The sequence below is a fragment of the Chloroflexota bacterium genome, assembly GCA_026708035.1.
Lineage (GTDB): Bacteria > Chloroflexota > UBA11872 > UBA11872 > UBA11872 > JAJECS01.
In genome coordinates this window covers 12,294-27,305 of sequence record JAPOVQ010000021.1, presented here as the reverse complement: position 1 = coordinate 27,305, position 15,012 = coordinate 12,294, and the positions used below count along the sequence as shown (strand labels likewise).

14 protein-coding genes are annotated in these 15,012 nt (G+C 69.7%); 9 read left to right on the top strand and 5 right to left on the bottom strand.

The window, feature by feature from the left end:
* Positions 1-78: 78 nt before the first annotated feature.
* Complete coding sequence (locus tag OXG33_09295) at positions 79-798, top strand: methyltransferase domain-containing protein (GenBank protein MCY4114115.1); 720 nt, start codon at positions 79-81, stop codon at positions 796-798.
* Positions 799-801: 3 nt separating this feature from the next.
* Here OXG33_09295 and pyrE read toward each other — a convergent pair whose 3' ends face one another.
* Positions 802-1,401: an orotate phosphoribosyltransferase gene (gene pyrE, locus OXG33_09290; GenBank protein ID MCY4114114.1), complete on the bottom strand. Its 600-nt coding sequence runs from the start codon at positions 1,399-1,401 to the stop codon at positions 802-804.
* Positions 1,402-1,635: 234 nt separating this feature from the next.
* On the opposite strand from pyrE, the gene OXG33_09285 reads away from it, so the two are divergent.
* Positions 1,636-2,646, top strand: coding sequence for a Gfo/Idh/MocA family oxidoreductase (locus OXG33_09285; GenBank protein MCY4114113.1), 1,011 nt, complete (start codon positions 1,636-1,638; stop codon positions 2,644-2,646).
* A gap of 228 nt (positions 2,647-2,874) precedes the next feature.
* Positions 2,875-4,422 (top strand): DUF2961 domain-containing protein, encoded by a 1,548-nt coding sequence (locus OXG33_09280; GenBank protein ID MCY4114112.1) that lies wholly within the window; start codon positions 2,875-2,877, stop codon positions 4,420-4,422.
* Between the two features lie 73 nt (positions 4,423-4,495).
* Here the strand turns inward: OXG33_09280 and OXG33_09275 are convergent, their stop codons facing one another.
* Both OXG33_09275 and OXG33_09270 read right to left on the bottom strand, forming a co-directional pair.
* The gene (locus OXG33_09275; GenBank protein ID MCY4114111.1) at positions 4,496-6,283 is read right to left on the bottom strand and encodes a family 10 glycosylhydrolase; all 1,788 of its coding nucleotides are present in this window, start codon (positions 6,281-6,283) and stop codon (positions 4,496-4,498) included.
* Between the two features lie 63 nt (positions 6,284-6,346).
* Positions 6,347-6,862 carry a flavin reductase family protein gene (locus OXG33_09270; GenBank protein ID MCY4114110.1) on the bottom strand — a complete coding sequence of 172 codons (516 nt, stop codon included), beginning with the start codon at positions 6,860-6,862 and terminating at the stop codon, positions 6,347-6,349.
* A 23-nt stretch (positions 6,863-6,885) separates the two neighbouring features.
* Between OXG33_09270 and OXG33_09265 the strand changes: the two genes are divergently transcribed.
* The 6 genes from OXG33_09265 (at position 6,886) to OXG33_09240 (ending at position 13,899) form a co-directional block, all read left to right on the top strand.
* On the top strand, positions 6,886-8,346 hold the full coding sequence (locus OXG33_09265) for a DEAD/DEAH box helicase (protein ID MCY4114109.1): 1,461 nt from the start codon (positions 6,886-6,888) through the stop codon (positions 8,344-8,346).
* 41 nt (positions 8,347-8,387) lie between these two features.
* A complete protein-coding gene (locus OXG33_09260; GenBank protein ID MCY4114108.1) occupies positions 8,388-9,137 on the top strand; it encodes a glycerophosphodiester phosphodiesterase family protein in 750 nt (249 codons plus the stop codon).
* A 261-nt stretch (positions 9,138-9,398) separates the two neighbouring features.
* Entirely contained in the window at positions 9,399-10,160 is a 762-nt protein-coding gene (locus OXG33_09255; protein MCY4114107.1) for a DM13 domain-containing protein, read from the top strand.
* A 1-nt stretch (position 10,161) separates the two neighbouring features.
* Positions 10,162-12,003: an NAD(P)/FAD-dependent oxidoreductase gene (locus OXG33_09250; GenBank protein ID MCY4114106.1), complete on the top strand. Its 1,842-nt coding sequence runs from the start codon at positions 10,162-10,164 to the stop codon at positions 12,001-12,003.
* On the top strand, positions 12,000-13,460 hold the full coding sequence (locus OXG33_09245) for a hypothetical protein (GenBank protein MCY4114105.1): 1,461 nt from the start codon (positions 12,000-12,002) through the stop codon (positions 13,458-13,460). Before OXG33_09250 ends, OXG33_09245 begins: the two co-directional genes overlap by 4 nt.
* 154 nt (positions 13,461-13,614) lie before the next feature.
* Positions 13,615-13,899, top strand: coding sequence for a hypothetical protein (locus tag OXG33_09240; protein MCY4114104.1), 285 nt, complete (start codon positions 13,615-13,617; stop codon positions 13,897-13,899).
* 135 nt (positions 13,900-14,034) lie between these two features.
* Here OXG33_09240 and OXG33_09235 read toward each other — a convergent pair whose 3' ends face one another.
* Both OXG33_09235 and OXG33_09230 read right to left on the bottom strand, forming a co-directional pair.
* Positions 14,035-14,481: a GNAT family N-acetyltransferase gene (locus OXG33_09235; protein MCY4114103.1), complete on the bottom strand. Its 447-nt coding sequence runs from the start codon at positions 14,479-14,481 to the stop codon at positions 14,035-14,037.
* The gene (locus OXG33_09230) at positions 14,468-14,677 is read right to left on the bottom strand and encodes a hypothetical protein (GenBank protein MCY4114102.1); all 210 of its coding nucleotides are present in this window, start codon (positions 14,675-14,677) and stop codon (positions 14,468-14,470) included. The genes OXG33_09235 and OXG33_09230 overlap by 14 nt, the downstream gene beginning before the upstream one ends.
* Positions 14,678-15,012: the final 335 nt, after the last annotated feature.

Below are 15,012 nucleotides of genomic sequence, written 5' to 3'. Positions count from 1 at the left end.
GTCTCGGGCAACACGAATCAGCGCCGACGGACGCCGGCCAGCCCTGCTACGCCCGGCGCTCGGCTAGCCTGGATCGAGATGCACGATCAGATCCCGCCACTGCCGGCCAGCTTGCGAAACCACTACCAGTGGCTGCTGGCGCGGTCAGGCGCGCCGCCCGCGCGCCTGCTCGATATCGGCGCGGGGCAGGGACGACTGCTGAGCCTGGCCCGTGACGTTGTGCGCGGGCGGATCGTGGGGATTGACCCCAAGCCTCCTGGCCGGAGCCCCGACCATCCAATCGCGCGAGTGGTCGGGGATGGCATGAGGCTCCCCATCGCCGACAGATCCTTCGATTTCGTGGTCGAAACCGAGACCCTCGAGTGGGTCCGCGATCCTGTGCGTCTGCTCCGCGAGGCCGCGCGCGTCTGCACGCCCGACGGCCTGGTCGTGTCGGACGACACCGACTGGGACACCCTCGTGTTCGCCGCCAGCGACGCGGTGCTGGGACGCCGCATTCTCCGCGCCTTCTGCGACTCGGGACCCAACGGCTGGATCGGGCGGATGGCCCCGTCGCTGATGCGCCGGGCCGGCCTGCGCGACGTTCAGGTTCACGTCCGCGTGATCTCGGAGCAGATCTTCAAGCCCGGCGCCCTCGGCTTCTGGCAGGTCCAAGTCATCGACGAATGGCTCCGAGCCAAAGCCCTCGTAACCGCCCAAGAGCTCGCCGACTGGCGCGCCGATCTCCAGCAAGCCGCCGACCGCGGCGACTACCTATTCAGCGCCAACCGATACGTCTGCGTCGGCCGGCCCGCTTAGTCTTTAGCCGACGCTTGCCGCGGGCTCAGGCGTCTTCGCGGACTCTGGCGGCGTGAAGTCGTCGAGGGTGAACACGCTGGCGGCGGGGACGCCGATTTCATTCATGGCGGCCTCGTAGCCGGCCAGGCGGTCGACGAGGGTGATTGCCAGGACGACCTCGAGGTCCAGGCCGGCTTCGCGCAGGCAGCGTGTCGTGTAGGCCAGCGACCCGCCGGTGGTCGCGGCGTCGTCGACGATGACCACCCGCATGCCGCGCTGCAGCGGGCCTTCGATGATTCGCTCCGTGCCGTGGTCCTTGCGCTCGCTGCGGACGAATAGTCCGGCGAGCGGCTGCTTGGTACTGGCGCTCAGGAGCATGGCCGCGGTGACAATCGGGTCCGCGCCGACGGTGGGTCCCGCCACGGCGTTGGCGTCGGGCGCCCGCTCCCGAATCAGCTCCAGCATCGCGTTGCCGGCCAGGTGCGCGCCGACAGGGTCCAGCACGACCTGCTTGCCGTCGAAGAAATAGGAGCTGGTTTGGCCGGACGAGAGCTTGAACGTGCCCGAAATGAAGGAGCGTTCCTGCAGCATGAGGCGCAGGCGCTCGCGATCAGTTGTTGCCATCGGCGTCAACTCCCAGATACCGGCTGCAGTCGGGCGACCGCAAGGGACGCCCCTACACAGAGGCGCGGCGCTTCGCGATCGGAGTCGGTCATCGGTTTTGCCTCCCCGGCGCGGGTTGCAGGCGGGCGCCCACAAGGGGCGCCCCTACGCGGAGGGGCGCCGCTGCGGCGCAAATCGCGCCATTATGCGTCAATGGCCTTTCAACACGGCCTTTAGGTACGAGGAGCGAGCGCTATGGCCTCCCTCAAGGCGGCGGTGATCGGCGTCGGCAATCACGGCAGCGGTCATCTCCAGATGATTGCCGGCGAACCCGAGATGCGGCTGGTCGGCGTGGCGGACCTCGACGAGCAGCGCCTGGCCGCGGCCGCGGCCCACGAACCCGACGTTGCCGTCACCGACTACCGCGAGATGCTCGACCGCGCGCGCCCTGACGTGGTCTACGTGGTCACCCTGCCCGGGCAGCTCCTGCCGATCGTGCGCGAGTGCCTGGAGCGCGGCATCCACACCTCGGTCGAGAAGTCGCCCGGCAACACCAGCGCCGACACCGCGGCCATGATCGAGGCCGAGGCCGCCAGCAGCGCCATGGCCATCGTCTCCTTCAACCGGCGCTACTACCCGCAGATTCTCGCCGTCAAGCGACTCGCGCTCGCCCGCGGCGGCCCCGTGCACGCCGCCGCCACCTACAACAAGAACCCGAGCGATCGCGTGGTCGAGAACATGGGTCGCGGCCTGATGCCGCCGGCTTTGGTCTGCGACTCGATCCACCACGTCGATTTGTTGCGCTGGCTGGCGGGGGACACGATGGAGACGACCGGCGTCGTCACCCACGTCCACGCCGAGACCTACCGCTCCAGCCCCGCGCGCGAGCGGCACAACGCCGTGATCACCTTCGCCAACGGCGCACGGGCGGTGCTGATGTCGCACTTCGGCGTGGGCACCCGCATCCAGCGGGCCGAGCTGCACGCCGAAGACTTCTCGGCCTACATGGACCTCACGCGCATGAGTCCGCCCGAGGAGGCGCACCGTCCCGACACCTTCGAGCTCTTCGCCGACGGCGATCCGTACGAGGCGCCGCTGGACCTTGCGCCCGAGGGCGGTCCGCATTTCAACGAGACGCGCCACTTCGCCGACTGCATCCTCAACGGCCGCCGCCCCTGGAGCACGCTGGAGGACGGCCTGGTGACCATGCGGCTCTGCGAGGCCATCTATGCCGGTCACAAGGGCCCCTTCGACGGCGCCGCGTGAGCGGCCCCGTCCGATCCTTTTTCCATCGATGGGTGAGGGTGCGGCCTGCGACGGTGAGCGCTTCCGACTCCCAGGCTGCCCGCAGTCTGGGCCACCGGACACCGGATTCCCCTCATCCCACCCTTCTCCCACAAGGGGAGAAGGCGCCGGACCGGCCCGCCGGCCCTCCAGCAAACCCTCCCACGGCCTCTGAGATCCGGCGATTCAGAGATACGGAGTGAGACACCGATGAACCCTTCATGGCTCACCTTGCCCGAGCACTTCAGGCCAGCGCGTGTCACGACCTACCAGGACCTGCCGCCCGACACTCCCGTCACGTTGGCCCAGCTTGACGGCCCCGGCTGCATCCGCCGCATCTGGGCCGCCTCCGTGCGCCAGCCCACGCCCGCGCACCAGCGCCAGATAGTCCTGCGCATGTTCTGGGACGGCGCAGACGCGCCTGCCGTCGAGGCGCCGCTCGGCGACTTCTTCGGCCAACTCCACGGCTTGCCGCCCTACTCGCTCGACTCGCGCTACCTCACCATGCAGGCTCACGCGGGATACACGGCCACGTTTCCCATGCCGTTTCGGGAGGGCGCGCGCATCGAGGCCGTGGCAGGCCCGGACGTGGGCGAAGACGGGATTCTGCTGCAGACCGATTGGCACGCCTACCCACCGGAATCCTTCACGCAGCCGCTGCGCTTCCACGCGCAATTCCGGCGCGAAAATCCCTGCGAGGCCTTCGGACGCAACTACCTGCTGCTGGATGCGGTCGGCCGCGGTCGATTCCTGGGCTTCAACTACGGCGTGGCCGTGCGCGACGACCGGGCGCGCTGGTCGCACGCGGGCGCCGAGAACATCTATGTCACGAACCCCGTCGACGCGCCCGAGGGACCTTTCGCCCATTTGCGCGGGGCGGGCGGCGAGGACGCCTTTGGCGCCTCCAACGGCGGCGTGCTGCACCGGCCCTCCACGCATCTCGACCAGGGCGTGCCCTACTACGCCCAGGAAGACCTCGGTCCCGCCCTCGCCCGCCACACGCTGGCGGCCTACCGCTTCTTCGAGGCGGACGCCATCCCCTATGGCCAATCGCTCCAGGTGCGCTTCGGATCGATGGCCAACGACATCTGCAGCACGGCCTACTGGTATCAGGAACCGCCGCACCGGCCGTTCTTCCGCATGCCGGACTGGGATCAACTGCTGCTCGGCTCCGAGCTGCCGTTCGACGCCACGGGCGCGCCGGACCCCGAACCGCGCTGGCAACTGATGGGGCCGTTCCATCCGGATCACGAAGCCGCGCTGGACGCCGCCGCCGACCGTGCCGATGCCGCCGAGCGCTTCGCCGAAATGGGCTACCCGCCCGACTCGCCCTGGCGCCGGGGCGATCGGCACGTCGCCCGCTGGGCGCCGGCCGCCGACATCAACGGCTTCGTGGACTTCTCGCTGACCTTCCGCCCCATTGGTCCCGAGAATTCGCTCACCTATCCGGCGCTTGGGCTGGCGCAAACATGGCTGCACTCCGACGCGGATGCCGCCGTCACGCTGCAGGCCGGTTGGGTGAACGACCTGCGCCTGCGCATCGGCAACGGTCCCTGGGCGTCGTTGGGCCGAAACGACTACTTCCGCCATCGGGAGCATCGGCTGGCGCTGCGGGCCGGCTGGAATCGGCTCCAGGTCAAGCTCGACAACCCCGACGACGGGCTGGCCCGGCACGCGTGGGGCTCCTGGGTTTTTGCGCTGCGCGCCATCGACGACCGCGGGCGGGAGCTCGTGCTGCATCCGGAGCGGGGCGGCTAGCAGGATCCGATCTGGATTCCGGCTTCCGCCGGAATGACGGACGGGGGCGGTTCGCGAAGCGCCCCTCCCCCGCTCAGCCCGGCGCGATCGTGGTCATGTCCCAACCGCCCAGGGTGCGGAGGGGAATGGTGGGGTTCGCCAGGCTCGGCTCGCCCGCTTGCCGCCAGGCCTCGATCTCGTCTCGGTGACCCAGCCGGCGCAGCGCGTTCCAGGGCTCCTGGTGGTTGGCGCGGAACCACGAGCCCGCGCAGTCCCACACGAACAGATGCTCGGCCCCGGCGCCGTAGAGCATCGAGGCCATGCGGCGGTAGTCGTCCGCGCTCAGGTCGCGCGGCATCAGGTTCGGCGCCATCAGGCACGGCGTGCCGCGCACAGCTTCCACGAACGGCTGGATCTGCTCGCCCGATATCCATGTGTCTTCGGCCACCGGCAGGGCCAGCGGCGCCGGGCTGTAGGGAATCAGCGTGTCGATCAGGCCCTCGCGCGCCCACGTGGCCACGTCTAGGCCGAAGAAGTCGTTGTCGGCCTGGGTGCCCAGCACGCACACCGAAATGTCGATCCGCTTGCCCTGGCGCGCGGCGCCGGCGGCGTCCATTTCGGCGCGCAGCCGCCGCATGAAGGCCGTGAGCACGGCGGCGCGGTGCGCCAGCCAGCGGGGATCGCGCTCGTCCAGGTCGTGCGGGTCCTCGCCGTACTCGCGGGTGAAGCTCTCGACCAGCGGCGCCTCGTAGTCCAGGTACGGCGGTCGCCGGTTGAACAGCAGCGCAATGCCGTCGACCGGATAGGCCGCCATCTCGCGCAGCACGGCAAGGCAAAATTCCTGGGTTTCCGGGAATGCGTAGGAGAGCCGCGGCAGGACTCGTCCCTGCCGGTCGATGCAGTGCAGCTCCGGGTGCCGCTCGAAATACCCGCCCTTGAAGAATCCCTCCATGGTGGTCGGTGGGTAGGTCCACGCCGCCAGCCGGTAGCTGGCGTGAAACTCCATCCCCAGGTCGTGGGTGTGCCGCAACGCCACGTCCACCGGATCGATGCCCTTGCGCCGGAACTCGCGAAAGCTCTCCACCAGCAGGCGCTCACCCAGCCGGCTGTAGCCCTGCAGGTCGAGATCGGCCGGATTGCGCCCCACGGTGGTGTCGTAATAGAGCTTGTCGCCGCCGCCGACCTCCCAGTAGATGCGCCCGAAGTCCGTCTCGCGGTAGGGCTCCACCTCGCGCCGGATCTCCTCGGCGGTCGTGGTGCGATAGGTGTAGGGATAGAACGCGTCGTTGTGCCCGAACAGCCGGCGGGTGGAGGCGTTGCGCAGGTCCCGCTCATGCGCCGCCGCCTCGGCGTCCGAGAGCGGCACGAGCTTGACGTAGGCGATCTTGGTCGACTCGCCCTGAATCGTCCCCGGGCCATCGCCCGCCGCCAGGCGCCGGGTGATCTGCTCGAACACCAGGTCCTGGCCGTCGAGCTTGGCCACGCGCCAGAACAGCTCCTCGAACCGGAGCCGGCGCATGTGCCCGTCCAGCCCGCGCGGCGGCTCCCAGCGCAGCATCGAGTAGGTGTCGTCGCCGCTCAGCTTGACCAGCACCTGCTCCAGCCAGCCCTGGTCCTCATTGGTCGGGTGGAATCCCACGCTGATGGCGTGCCAGCCGCGCCGCTCGAGCGGATAGCTGACCGCGGGCGCCTGCGACTCGAATCCCGCCCACAGCAGCACGCCGCGCAGGTGTTCGGTCTCGTATGGCAGCGTCTGCCAGGTGTGCGGACGCAGCCCGGACGCGAGCGCCGACGCCGGGGTGACGCGATCCAGATCGGTCAGATAGATCGGATCCGCCGCATAGCCCCGGTCGGCCAGAAGATCGCGCGCTGTCGTGGCCATTGCTCCCGCTCCCCGTTGAAGTCCGTGTAGGGGCAACCCTTGTGGCTGCCCGTGCGAATCCCCCTAGCCGCCGTCCGTCGGCGCGCCCGGCCCTTCGTAGAACCCACGCCGCCAGTAGACCAGCGGCTGCGCTTCTTGCATCGACCCATCCACCACCTCGCCCACCAGGATCGCGTGGTCGCCGAGCACCGTCGTGCTGATGCGGCGGCAGATCACCACCGCCAGCGCGTCGCTGAGGACGGGCAGCCGGTCGTCCCACAGCGTCCACGACACGCGGTCGAACTTGTCGATGGCGCTGGAGGCAAAGAGCGTGGCCACGTCGGCCTGCTCCGCCTGCAGCAGATGCGCCGCAAAGTGACTCCCCGTGGTGAGCGCCGCATAGCTGTTGCACGTCTCGTCCACGCAGACGATCACCGACGGCGGATGGGCGGAGTACGACGCAATCGACGTGACGGTGAGCCCCCGGGGCGATCCGTCGGCGGCGGCGCCCGTCACCACCGCCACGCCGGAAGCCAGGGCCGCCATCGAGGCTTTGAACAGCGCTTGAACATCCGCCGCGGGCGTTGGCGGCACGGTCATCGCAGGCCCCTCGCGTCCGTCGGGTGGCGCGCCGGTGCCACGATACTACTGCGCGGCGGCCATGCGATTGTGTATGGTTGAGAAAGCTAGAGGCGCCCAGCGCACCACGTAGGGCGCGGGCCGCAGACAATCATCGGCCCACCGCGGGCGCCAGTTGCAGCAGAAGGGCACCCGCTATCGAGAGTTTCACCGCGCTGCGCGTTCGACCCGATCTCGTCGACGCGCTGGCGGCCGACGAGATCACCAGCCCCACACCCATCCAAGCCGCCTGCATTCCGCACTTGCTTGAAGGCCGCGACGTCGTCGGCCAAGCCCGAACCGGCTCCGGCAAGACCCTGGCCTACGCCATCCCGCTCGTTGAAGGACTCGACCCCGATCATCCGCGCGTCCAGGCCCTGGTGCTGGCGCCGACCCGCGAGCTCGCCGAGCAGATCGGCACCGTCATCGATCCGTTGCTCGGTCCGGACGCCCCGCCCTCGGTGCGCATCGTCGGCGGGCTCAGCTACACCCCGCAGCGCCGCGCGCTCGCCCAGGGCGCGCAGGTCGTGGTGGGCACGCCGGGACGCGTGCTGGACCTGATCGAAAGCCGCGATCTGAACGTCGACGACCTACGCATGCTCGTCATCGACGAGGCCGACCGCATGTTCGACATCGGCATGGCGCCCCAGGTCGAGTCGATCCTGCGATATTCGCCGGCATCCCGGCAGACGGCGCTGTTCTCGGCCACCGTGCCGGGCTGGGTGGCGCGGCTCACGCTGCGGCATCTGCGCGACCCCGAGCACGTGGCGCTGGACACCCGGCCCGAGGACCTCCCCGAAATCGACCACGAGATCTGGGTCGTGCCCGAGATGGAAAAGGCCACGGCCGTCGAAGGCATCTTGCAGCAGTCGCCCGGCGTGCCGACCATCGTGTTTGGCCGGACCCGCCGTGGGGTCGACCGCCTGCGCGACCGATTGCGCCGCCGCGGCCTGCGGGTGGACGCCATCCAGGGCGGCATGCCCCAACCCTCGCGGCAGCGCGTGATGGACCGGTTCCGCCGGGAAGAGATCGATGTGCTGATCGCCACCGACGTCGCCGCCCGCGGCTTGGACATCATGGGTCTGGCCCAGGTGATCAACTACGACATCCCCGACCACCCCGACATGTTCACCCACCGCACCGGACGCACCGGCCGCATGGGACGCGCGGGGCGCTCCGTCACCCTGGTCAGCGGCGCCGGCCTCGACCGGCTGGCCTCGATCGAGTATTCGCTCGAGCGCCGCATCCCGCGTCGGTACTGGGACGAAATCAAGACCGAGTTTCTGCCGGTCGACGACGATCCCGCCGAAGCAGCCTCGGCCGCCAACGGCCAACGCGTGATGCCCGGCGAACGCCTGAGCGGCGGCAAGGCGAAAGCGAACGGCGCGAATGGGCACAAACCTCGGTCGAACCGTCGCCGGCGTCGTCCCCGCCAGGCGGGGGCTCAGGCGGGCGGCGGGCGCTAGCCGTCGCGGGGGCCTCGGGCGGCGAGGGCATGGCACCCCACATGCCGCTGGTCATCGCGCATCGCGGCGACACGGTTGCGGCTCCGGAGAACACGCTGCCGGCCTTCGCCGCCGCGATCGAGGCCGGGGCGGACGGCATCGAGTTGGACGTCCACCCGAGCCGGGACGGAGCGTTGGTGGTGCATCACGACTACTACCTCGACCGCACCACCGACGGCGCGGGGCTCGTCGGCGACTACACCCTGGCGGAGCTTCAGGCGCTGGACGCGGGCTCTTGGTTCGACGAGAAGTTCGCCGGCGAGCGCATTCCCACCCTCGAGGATGTGCTCGGCCTCGCCGGCGGGCGCGTGCGCCTCGAGATCGAGCTCAAGGGGACCACGCTGGCGTTCCTGGATCGGGTGCTCGACACCGTCCGCGCCGCCGACGCCGTTGCGTCGGTGGAACTGACGACTGGGCACCGTCCGCTCCTGTGGCACATGCATCGCCGCGAGCCCCGCATTCCCATCGGCATGTTCTTCGTCGAACCGTGGCCGAAGTGGATGGGACCGGAATTGGGCCGCCGGCAGGTCATTGAACTGATGACCCTTGCGGGCGCTCGCATCGCGCATCTGCCCATAGGCATGATCGACGCGGGGCTCGTCGGACGGCTGCACGGCGCGGGCATGCTGGTGCACGGAGCCAATGTGAACGACGCGACCGCCATCGAACGAGCCCTCGAGTGCGGCGTGGACCAGTTCACCACGTCTCGGCTCGATCTGGCGCTGCCTATGGTGGGAGACAGCAGTGCCTAGGACGGCTATGGACAAGCAGGAGACCTTGGCATACAGGTGCCCCTGCCGTTCGCGGTGCGCCGTTCGGCAGGCTCAGGGCAGGCTTTGTCGAACCATGAACGGCCCTTCGCCTTCGCTCAGGGCGAACGGATTGGGGCGCGGCCCACGGGCACATTCAGAGGATTCCTACCGACTGGCGGCATATGGTGTCGGAGGTACACACTACGTCCAATTGAATCTGCCCTCGACAGCCGCACGTAGGGCTGTACGAAGGAGGCTGATATGACTCGACGACGAGTGCTGATCGGCGGCGGAATAGTCGGAATCATCGCGGCGGTGGCGATTGCCTGGTGGCTTGTGTCGCCGCTCTTTCGCGACACCGTGGTGGACGAGGCGTTCCCCTTCGAGCTTCCGGAACCCGCGGCCATGGAGACCATGACCGAGGAAGAGAAGCAGGAGATGGTCGCCGACTTCGAGGCCGCCATGCCCACATTGATGGAGATCGAGGCTCTCGCCGAAGCGGACCGCATGGTGGTCCAGGAGCGGGTGATGGAGGCGGCCGCCGCCATGCCCGACACCATGATGGACGAGCCGATGCCCGCCATGCCCGAGCCGGAGGCCACGCCCGAGCCGGAGGCCACGCCCGAGCCGGAGGCCACGCCGCAGCCGGAACCCGCGCCGCAGCCGGAACCCGCGCCGCAGCCTGAGCTCTTGCGCGAGGGCCAGTTCCGCGGCGCCGACGACTTTCACCGCGGCTCCGGAACCGCCACCATCTTCCGCACGCCCGACGACAAGCTGGTGCTGCGCCTGACGGACTTCAAGGTCACCAACGGTCCGGCGCTGAGCGTGCTGCTGTCGTCGTCGCCCGCGCCGGCGTCGAGCCAGCAGCTGGGCGACTACATCGACGTGGGCGCGCTGAAGGGCAACATCGGCAACCAGAACTACGAGATCCCGGCCGGCACCGACCTTTCGGCGTACAACAGCGTCGTCATCTACTGCGTGCCGTTCCACGTCGTGTTCGCGACCGCCACCCTCCCCGCGTAACGTGCGCCGCCGGCGCGCCGGTCGCCTGGTGACGCGCATCGCGCGTGAGCCTGTGCCGATCGGCGCCCTGGCGGGAGCCGCGGCCGCGCTCGTGTTCCTGGTTCCGGCGACGCCCATGGGCGGGTTCGACGGTTTGCTGGGATCGCCGGTGGAAGGCGCGCTGCTTGCCGTTCACCTGGTCATTGGCGGCGCGGTGGGCGGGGCATTTGCGCGCGTGATTCCGCTGCGTCGGCAGGGCGAGCACGCCTCGCGCATCACGCTGGCGCTCATGACGGGGCTAATCCTCTGGGTCGTCGGTCCGCTCACCATCGGTCCGGCGCTGGACGGCGCGGCGCCCACGTGGTCGGTCGAGGCCGCGTCGCGGCACTTCCCCAGCCTCATCGCGCATCTGATGTTCGGCGGGGGGCTCGGCGTGCTGCTGGCTTTGGCGGCTCGCGCCGGGGTCGGCCACGGCGCCGAGTCGCCCACGTCCGCTCGCGCGGCCGGCCAACCCGTGCGCGTGGTAATCCTCGGCGGCGGCTTTGCCGGCATGGGTGCCGCGCAGCGCCTCGAAGAGCTGCACCGGAGAGACGTGTGTCTCGACGTGACCCTGGTGAGCCGCAGCAACTTCCTGCTCTTCACTCCGATGCTTGCGGAAGTCGCGTCGAGCGGCCTGGACGCCCAGGCGATCTCGGCTCCAATCCGCGTCGCATGCCCGCACACGCGCTTTCGCCACGCCGACGTCCAGGCGGTCGACGCCGACGCCAAGTGCATCACCGCGATCCCCATAGGTTCCGATCGGACGGAGCGGATCGCCTACGACCATTTGATTGTGGCCGTCGGCTCGGTGCCGGCGTTCTACGGGCTCCCGGGGCTGGCCGAGCACGCCTTCACCCTCAAGACCCTCGAAGACGCCGCCCGCCTGCGCAACCACGTCATCGCGGCGCTGGAGACCGCGGAGCAGCAGGCCGACGCGCCCGCGCGGCAAGGGCTGCTGACCTTCGTCGTCGCCGGTGGCGGGTTCGCGGGCACCGAAGCCGTCGCCGAGCTCTTCGACCTCGTGCGCAGCGTGCGCCGCTACTACCCCGGCATTGGGCGCGACGAGCCACGGTTCGTGCTGGTGCACTCGAGCGACCGCATCATCCCCGAGCTCAGCCGCGAGCTCGGCGACTACGCCCGCGAAAAGCTGGAGCGCCGCGGGATCAAGTTCGTGCTGGGCCAGCGCGTGGCCGCCGCCGATGCCGAGAGCGTGACCCTCGACGACGACACCCGGATTCCGACGCGCACGCTGGTCTGGACCGCTGGCAATCAGCCCAGCCCACTGCTGCGCGGGATGCCCTGCGAACGCAACCGGCGCGGTCAACTTGTCGTCGAGCCCACGCTGCAAGTGCCGGGCCTCGACGGCGTGTGGGCCTTGGGCGACGGGGCGCAGGTGCCCGACGTGAATCGGCCCGGCGCCTTTCACCCGCCCACCGCGCAGCACGCGATCCGCCAGGGCAAGGCCGTGGCCGACAACGTCGTGGCCGTTGCCCGCGGGCAAGCGCCGAAGCCGTTCAGCTACCGCGCCATCGGATCGCTGGTCGCGCTCGGGTCTCGCACCGCCGCCGCCGAAGTGGCCGGCCGCAAGTTCTCCGGATTCGTCGCCTGGGTCATGTGGCGCACGATCTACTTCACCAAGCTGCCGGGCATGGACCGCAAGGTGCGGGTGGCGCTCGACTGGGCCATCGACCTGCTGTTCCCGCGCGACATCGTGCTGCTGCCCGGGCCGTCGGATGCGGCGGAGCCGAGTGCTGGCGCTGGTGACGGTGATGCCGACACCCCTCGCGCACCCGAGCCGGTGATGCCGGTGGGGCGGGACGCATGATCCGCTCCGATCGCCTCGGCGCATGGTTGCTGACCGGCGCGCTGGCCGGGCTGGTGGGCGGCGTGGTGCTGGCCCTCGCCATGCTGGAGCTCGGGATGATGGCGTCGATGGCGCTCATCGTCACCGCCCGCGAGTCGCTGGGTGTCGGGCTGGTGGTGCACTTCGCGCTCTCGGCGGTGTTCGGCGTGCTGTTCGCGGCCCTGGTGCGCAACCAGGCGCGCCGCAACGACGCCCTGGTGTTCTGGGGCCTCGCCTACGGCGCGGTCGTCTGGTTCCTCGACCCCCTCACGCTCTACCCGCTCACCTCCGGACAGCCGGTCACCTGGTCGCTGGCCGCCGCGCAGTCGTCGTTCGACCTGCTGCTCGGCTTCCTGCTCTTCGGCGCCACGACGGGCCTGGCGCTGCTGGTCCTCAGCCGGCCGGTGGTGCACCGGCCGTCGCTCACGGGGATCGGTCTCGGGGCTGCCGCGGGACTCGCGGCGGCGGCGATCGCGGCGGGCCTGCTGAACGACCAGGGGCAGACGCCCACGTTCGCCGCGCTGCCGGCCGACACGGCCGGGGCGCCGGCCTGGCTGGCCGCGCTGATCGTCGGCGCGGTCGCCGGGGCGGGATTCGCGGCGTTGGCCCAGCGCCCCAGCGACAGCGCCGGGGCCGGACTCGTGCGCGGCGCGATGTACGGCTTCCTGCTCTGGGTCGTGCTGCGGCTGACGGTCCTCCCGCTCATCCTGGAGGGTGGCCTCCCCTGGTCGGCAGGCGCCGCCGCGGACGCCTACCCCGCGCTGCTCGGCTATCTCGTCTTCGGCGGCTTTCTCGGCGTGGGCTATCAATGGCTGCGCGGGCTCTGGCGCGTCCTCTTCGATGAGGTCGACAGCTCGGACGACGAGGAAGGCGTGGGGACCCGCGGCCTGCGCGCCCTGGGACGCGGCATTGCCGCCGGCGTCGTCGGCGGACTGCTCTTCACCTACGTCATGGTCCAGGTCGGCGCGCTGCGCGGCGTGGCGGGACTCATGGGCGGCGAGTCCGACATTGCAGGGCTGGTGATCCACCTCGTCATCGCCATGCTCTTCGGCGCGGCCTACGGCCTGCTCTTCCGCCGCCAGAGCTACGACGCGGGCTCAGCCGTGGGCTGGGGAGTCTCCTACGGCTTCTTCCTCTGGATTCTCGGCCCGCAGATCCTCATGCCCATGCTGCTCGGCGCCACGCCCGCGTGGTCGGCGGCCGGCGCCGCCTCATTGACGGCGAGCCTGGTCGGGCACCTGGCCTACGGCGCGGGGCTGGGGCTGACCTATCACTGGTTCGAGACCCGCCACAACCCCTGGTGGATCGCCCGCCGCCAGGCCGACGAGGCGCGCCTTGAGCGCCGCCGCGAGGCCCTCCAAAGCGCCGCCCCGGCCCTCTGGGCGCTGGTGCTCGTGGTGGGCCTCACCCTGCCTGTGATCCTGGGAGCGCCGGCGTAGGCTGTACCGACTCGGTAGCTACGCCTTTGGGAGGTCGCCGGTTAGCAAGTATGAGACGCCGCTAACTCGCCGCTACTGGGAGTCAGTCGGCGGGACACTCATGGAGGAGTTCCGTGCAGTCAGGGCGGTGCGGGGTCAACAAGGCTATCGGGATTTGGACGGGGTGATCATTCTTGGCGGACCAAAGCGGATTCTGGATCGGGCCGAACACGCTGAGCAGGACCTCAGGGACAAGGACATAGTCGTCGTCCAGACCAAGACGGGCAGGCTCGGGATGTATCTGCTGGGACAGGCGTTGTTCTCCAGGGAGTTGATGCGTGCCTTTCGACCCAGGACTGTCATGTCCGTTGCCGTGTGCGAGTGGAACGACGCAGTTCTTGGGCCCTTGGCTGAGAAGTATGGCGTCGAGGTTGTGTGCTACGGAGACTCCGCGTCGTGATGCAGACGATTGAAACTTACGGGCGGGTTTCAAACCCGCCCCTACCCGACTCCGCATTTCTGGTCCAGGGCTGCGCCGCGTCGTGACGCGCGCCGGCTGGACGGTAGGGGCCGGTTTCAAACCGGCCCGTCCGATCTATCCGTCCGTCTCCCCGCTCGGAATCCGGTCATACCGCCGGATGCGCATCCCCGTCGCCCGTTTCATGCCAAATCGCGCGTAGTACGCCTGCACGTCCACATCGCAGAGCGTGTCCACCATGTAGAGGTCCTTGAGTTGCTCCAGCAGCCGCCGCATCAGCTCGGAGCCGATCCCGCGGCCCTGATACTCCGGCAGCACTTCCAGCAGCGAGATGTAGGCGCTCAGCACCCCATCGCTGATGGCGGTGACAAACCCGACCACCTGATCCGACTCCTCGTCGATCGCCACCACCACGTTTGCGCTCCCGCGCAGGATGTCGAGATGCGCCTCGGGCGTCGGCTGCCGCAGCCAATCGACGAAGAAGCCCGTCGCCAGCTGGCGCGCCTCCAGCCCCTCGGCGGTGTCGCGGTACTCGATCCCGGCCGGCCCGTCAGGGCACGCCATAGGCAAACCTCCCTCGCGGCGAGTGCGGGTAGTCCTGCTCGATCAGCAGCTCGAGCAGCCGGTCGCGCAGGTCGCGCCGCGTGCCGTCGCAGGCCGGGTCGCGCGCCTGCAAGCGGGCGAGGTTGGGCAGCGGCGCCGCGCCGGCCAGGCATTCCTCGACCCACCGCGCCGACAACTGGTCCACCACCACCAGCACGATTGATCGCGGACGGTGGGCGCTCGGCGGGTTTCGCGACTCATCTGTGGGCGGCCGGGTCGTTTCATCGTTCCCACAAAGGGAAGCCTGCGCGCAACCCTTCGGCCATTCCCGAATCCCCCTCATCCTAGCCTTATCCCACCGGGGGAGAAGGGACCAAACCCGAACTGAGTCGAGCAACTTCCGACCCCCTCTCCCTGGGATGGGAGAGCACTACGGGCCGGGGCGGTCCCGCTCTCCCACGGTCTCGCAAGGGACCCAGGGCTAATCGGTCTGTCCCGGCCCGGCGTCTGCCCTCGGACGTTCCGGGAGTCCTGGGAACATGCGCGCCCTGG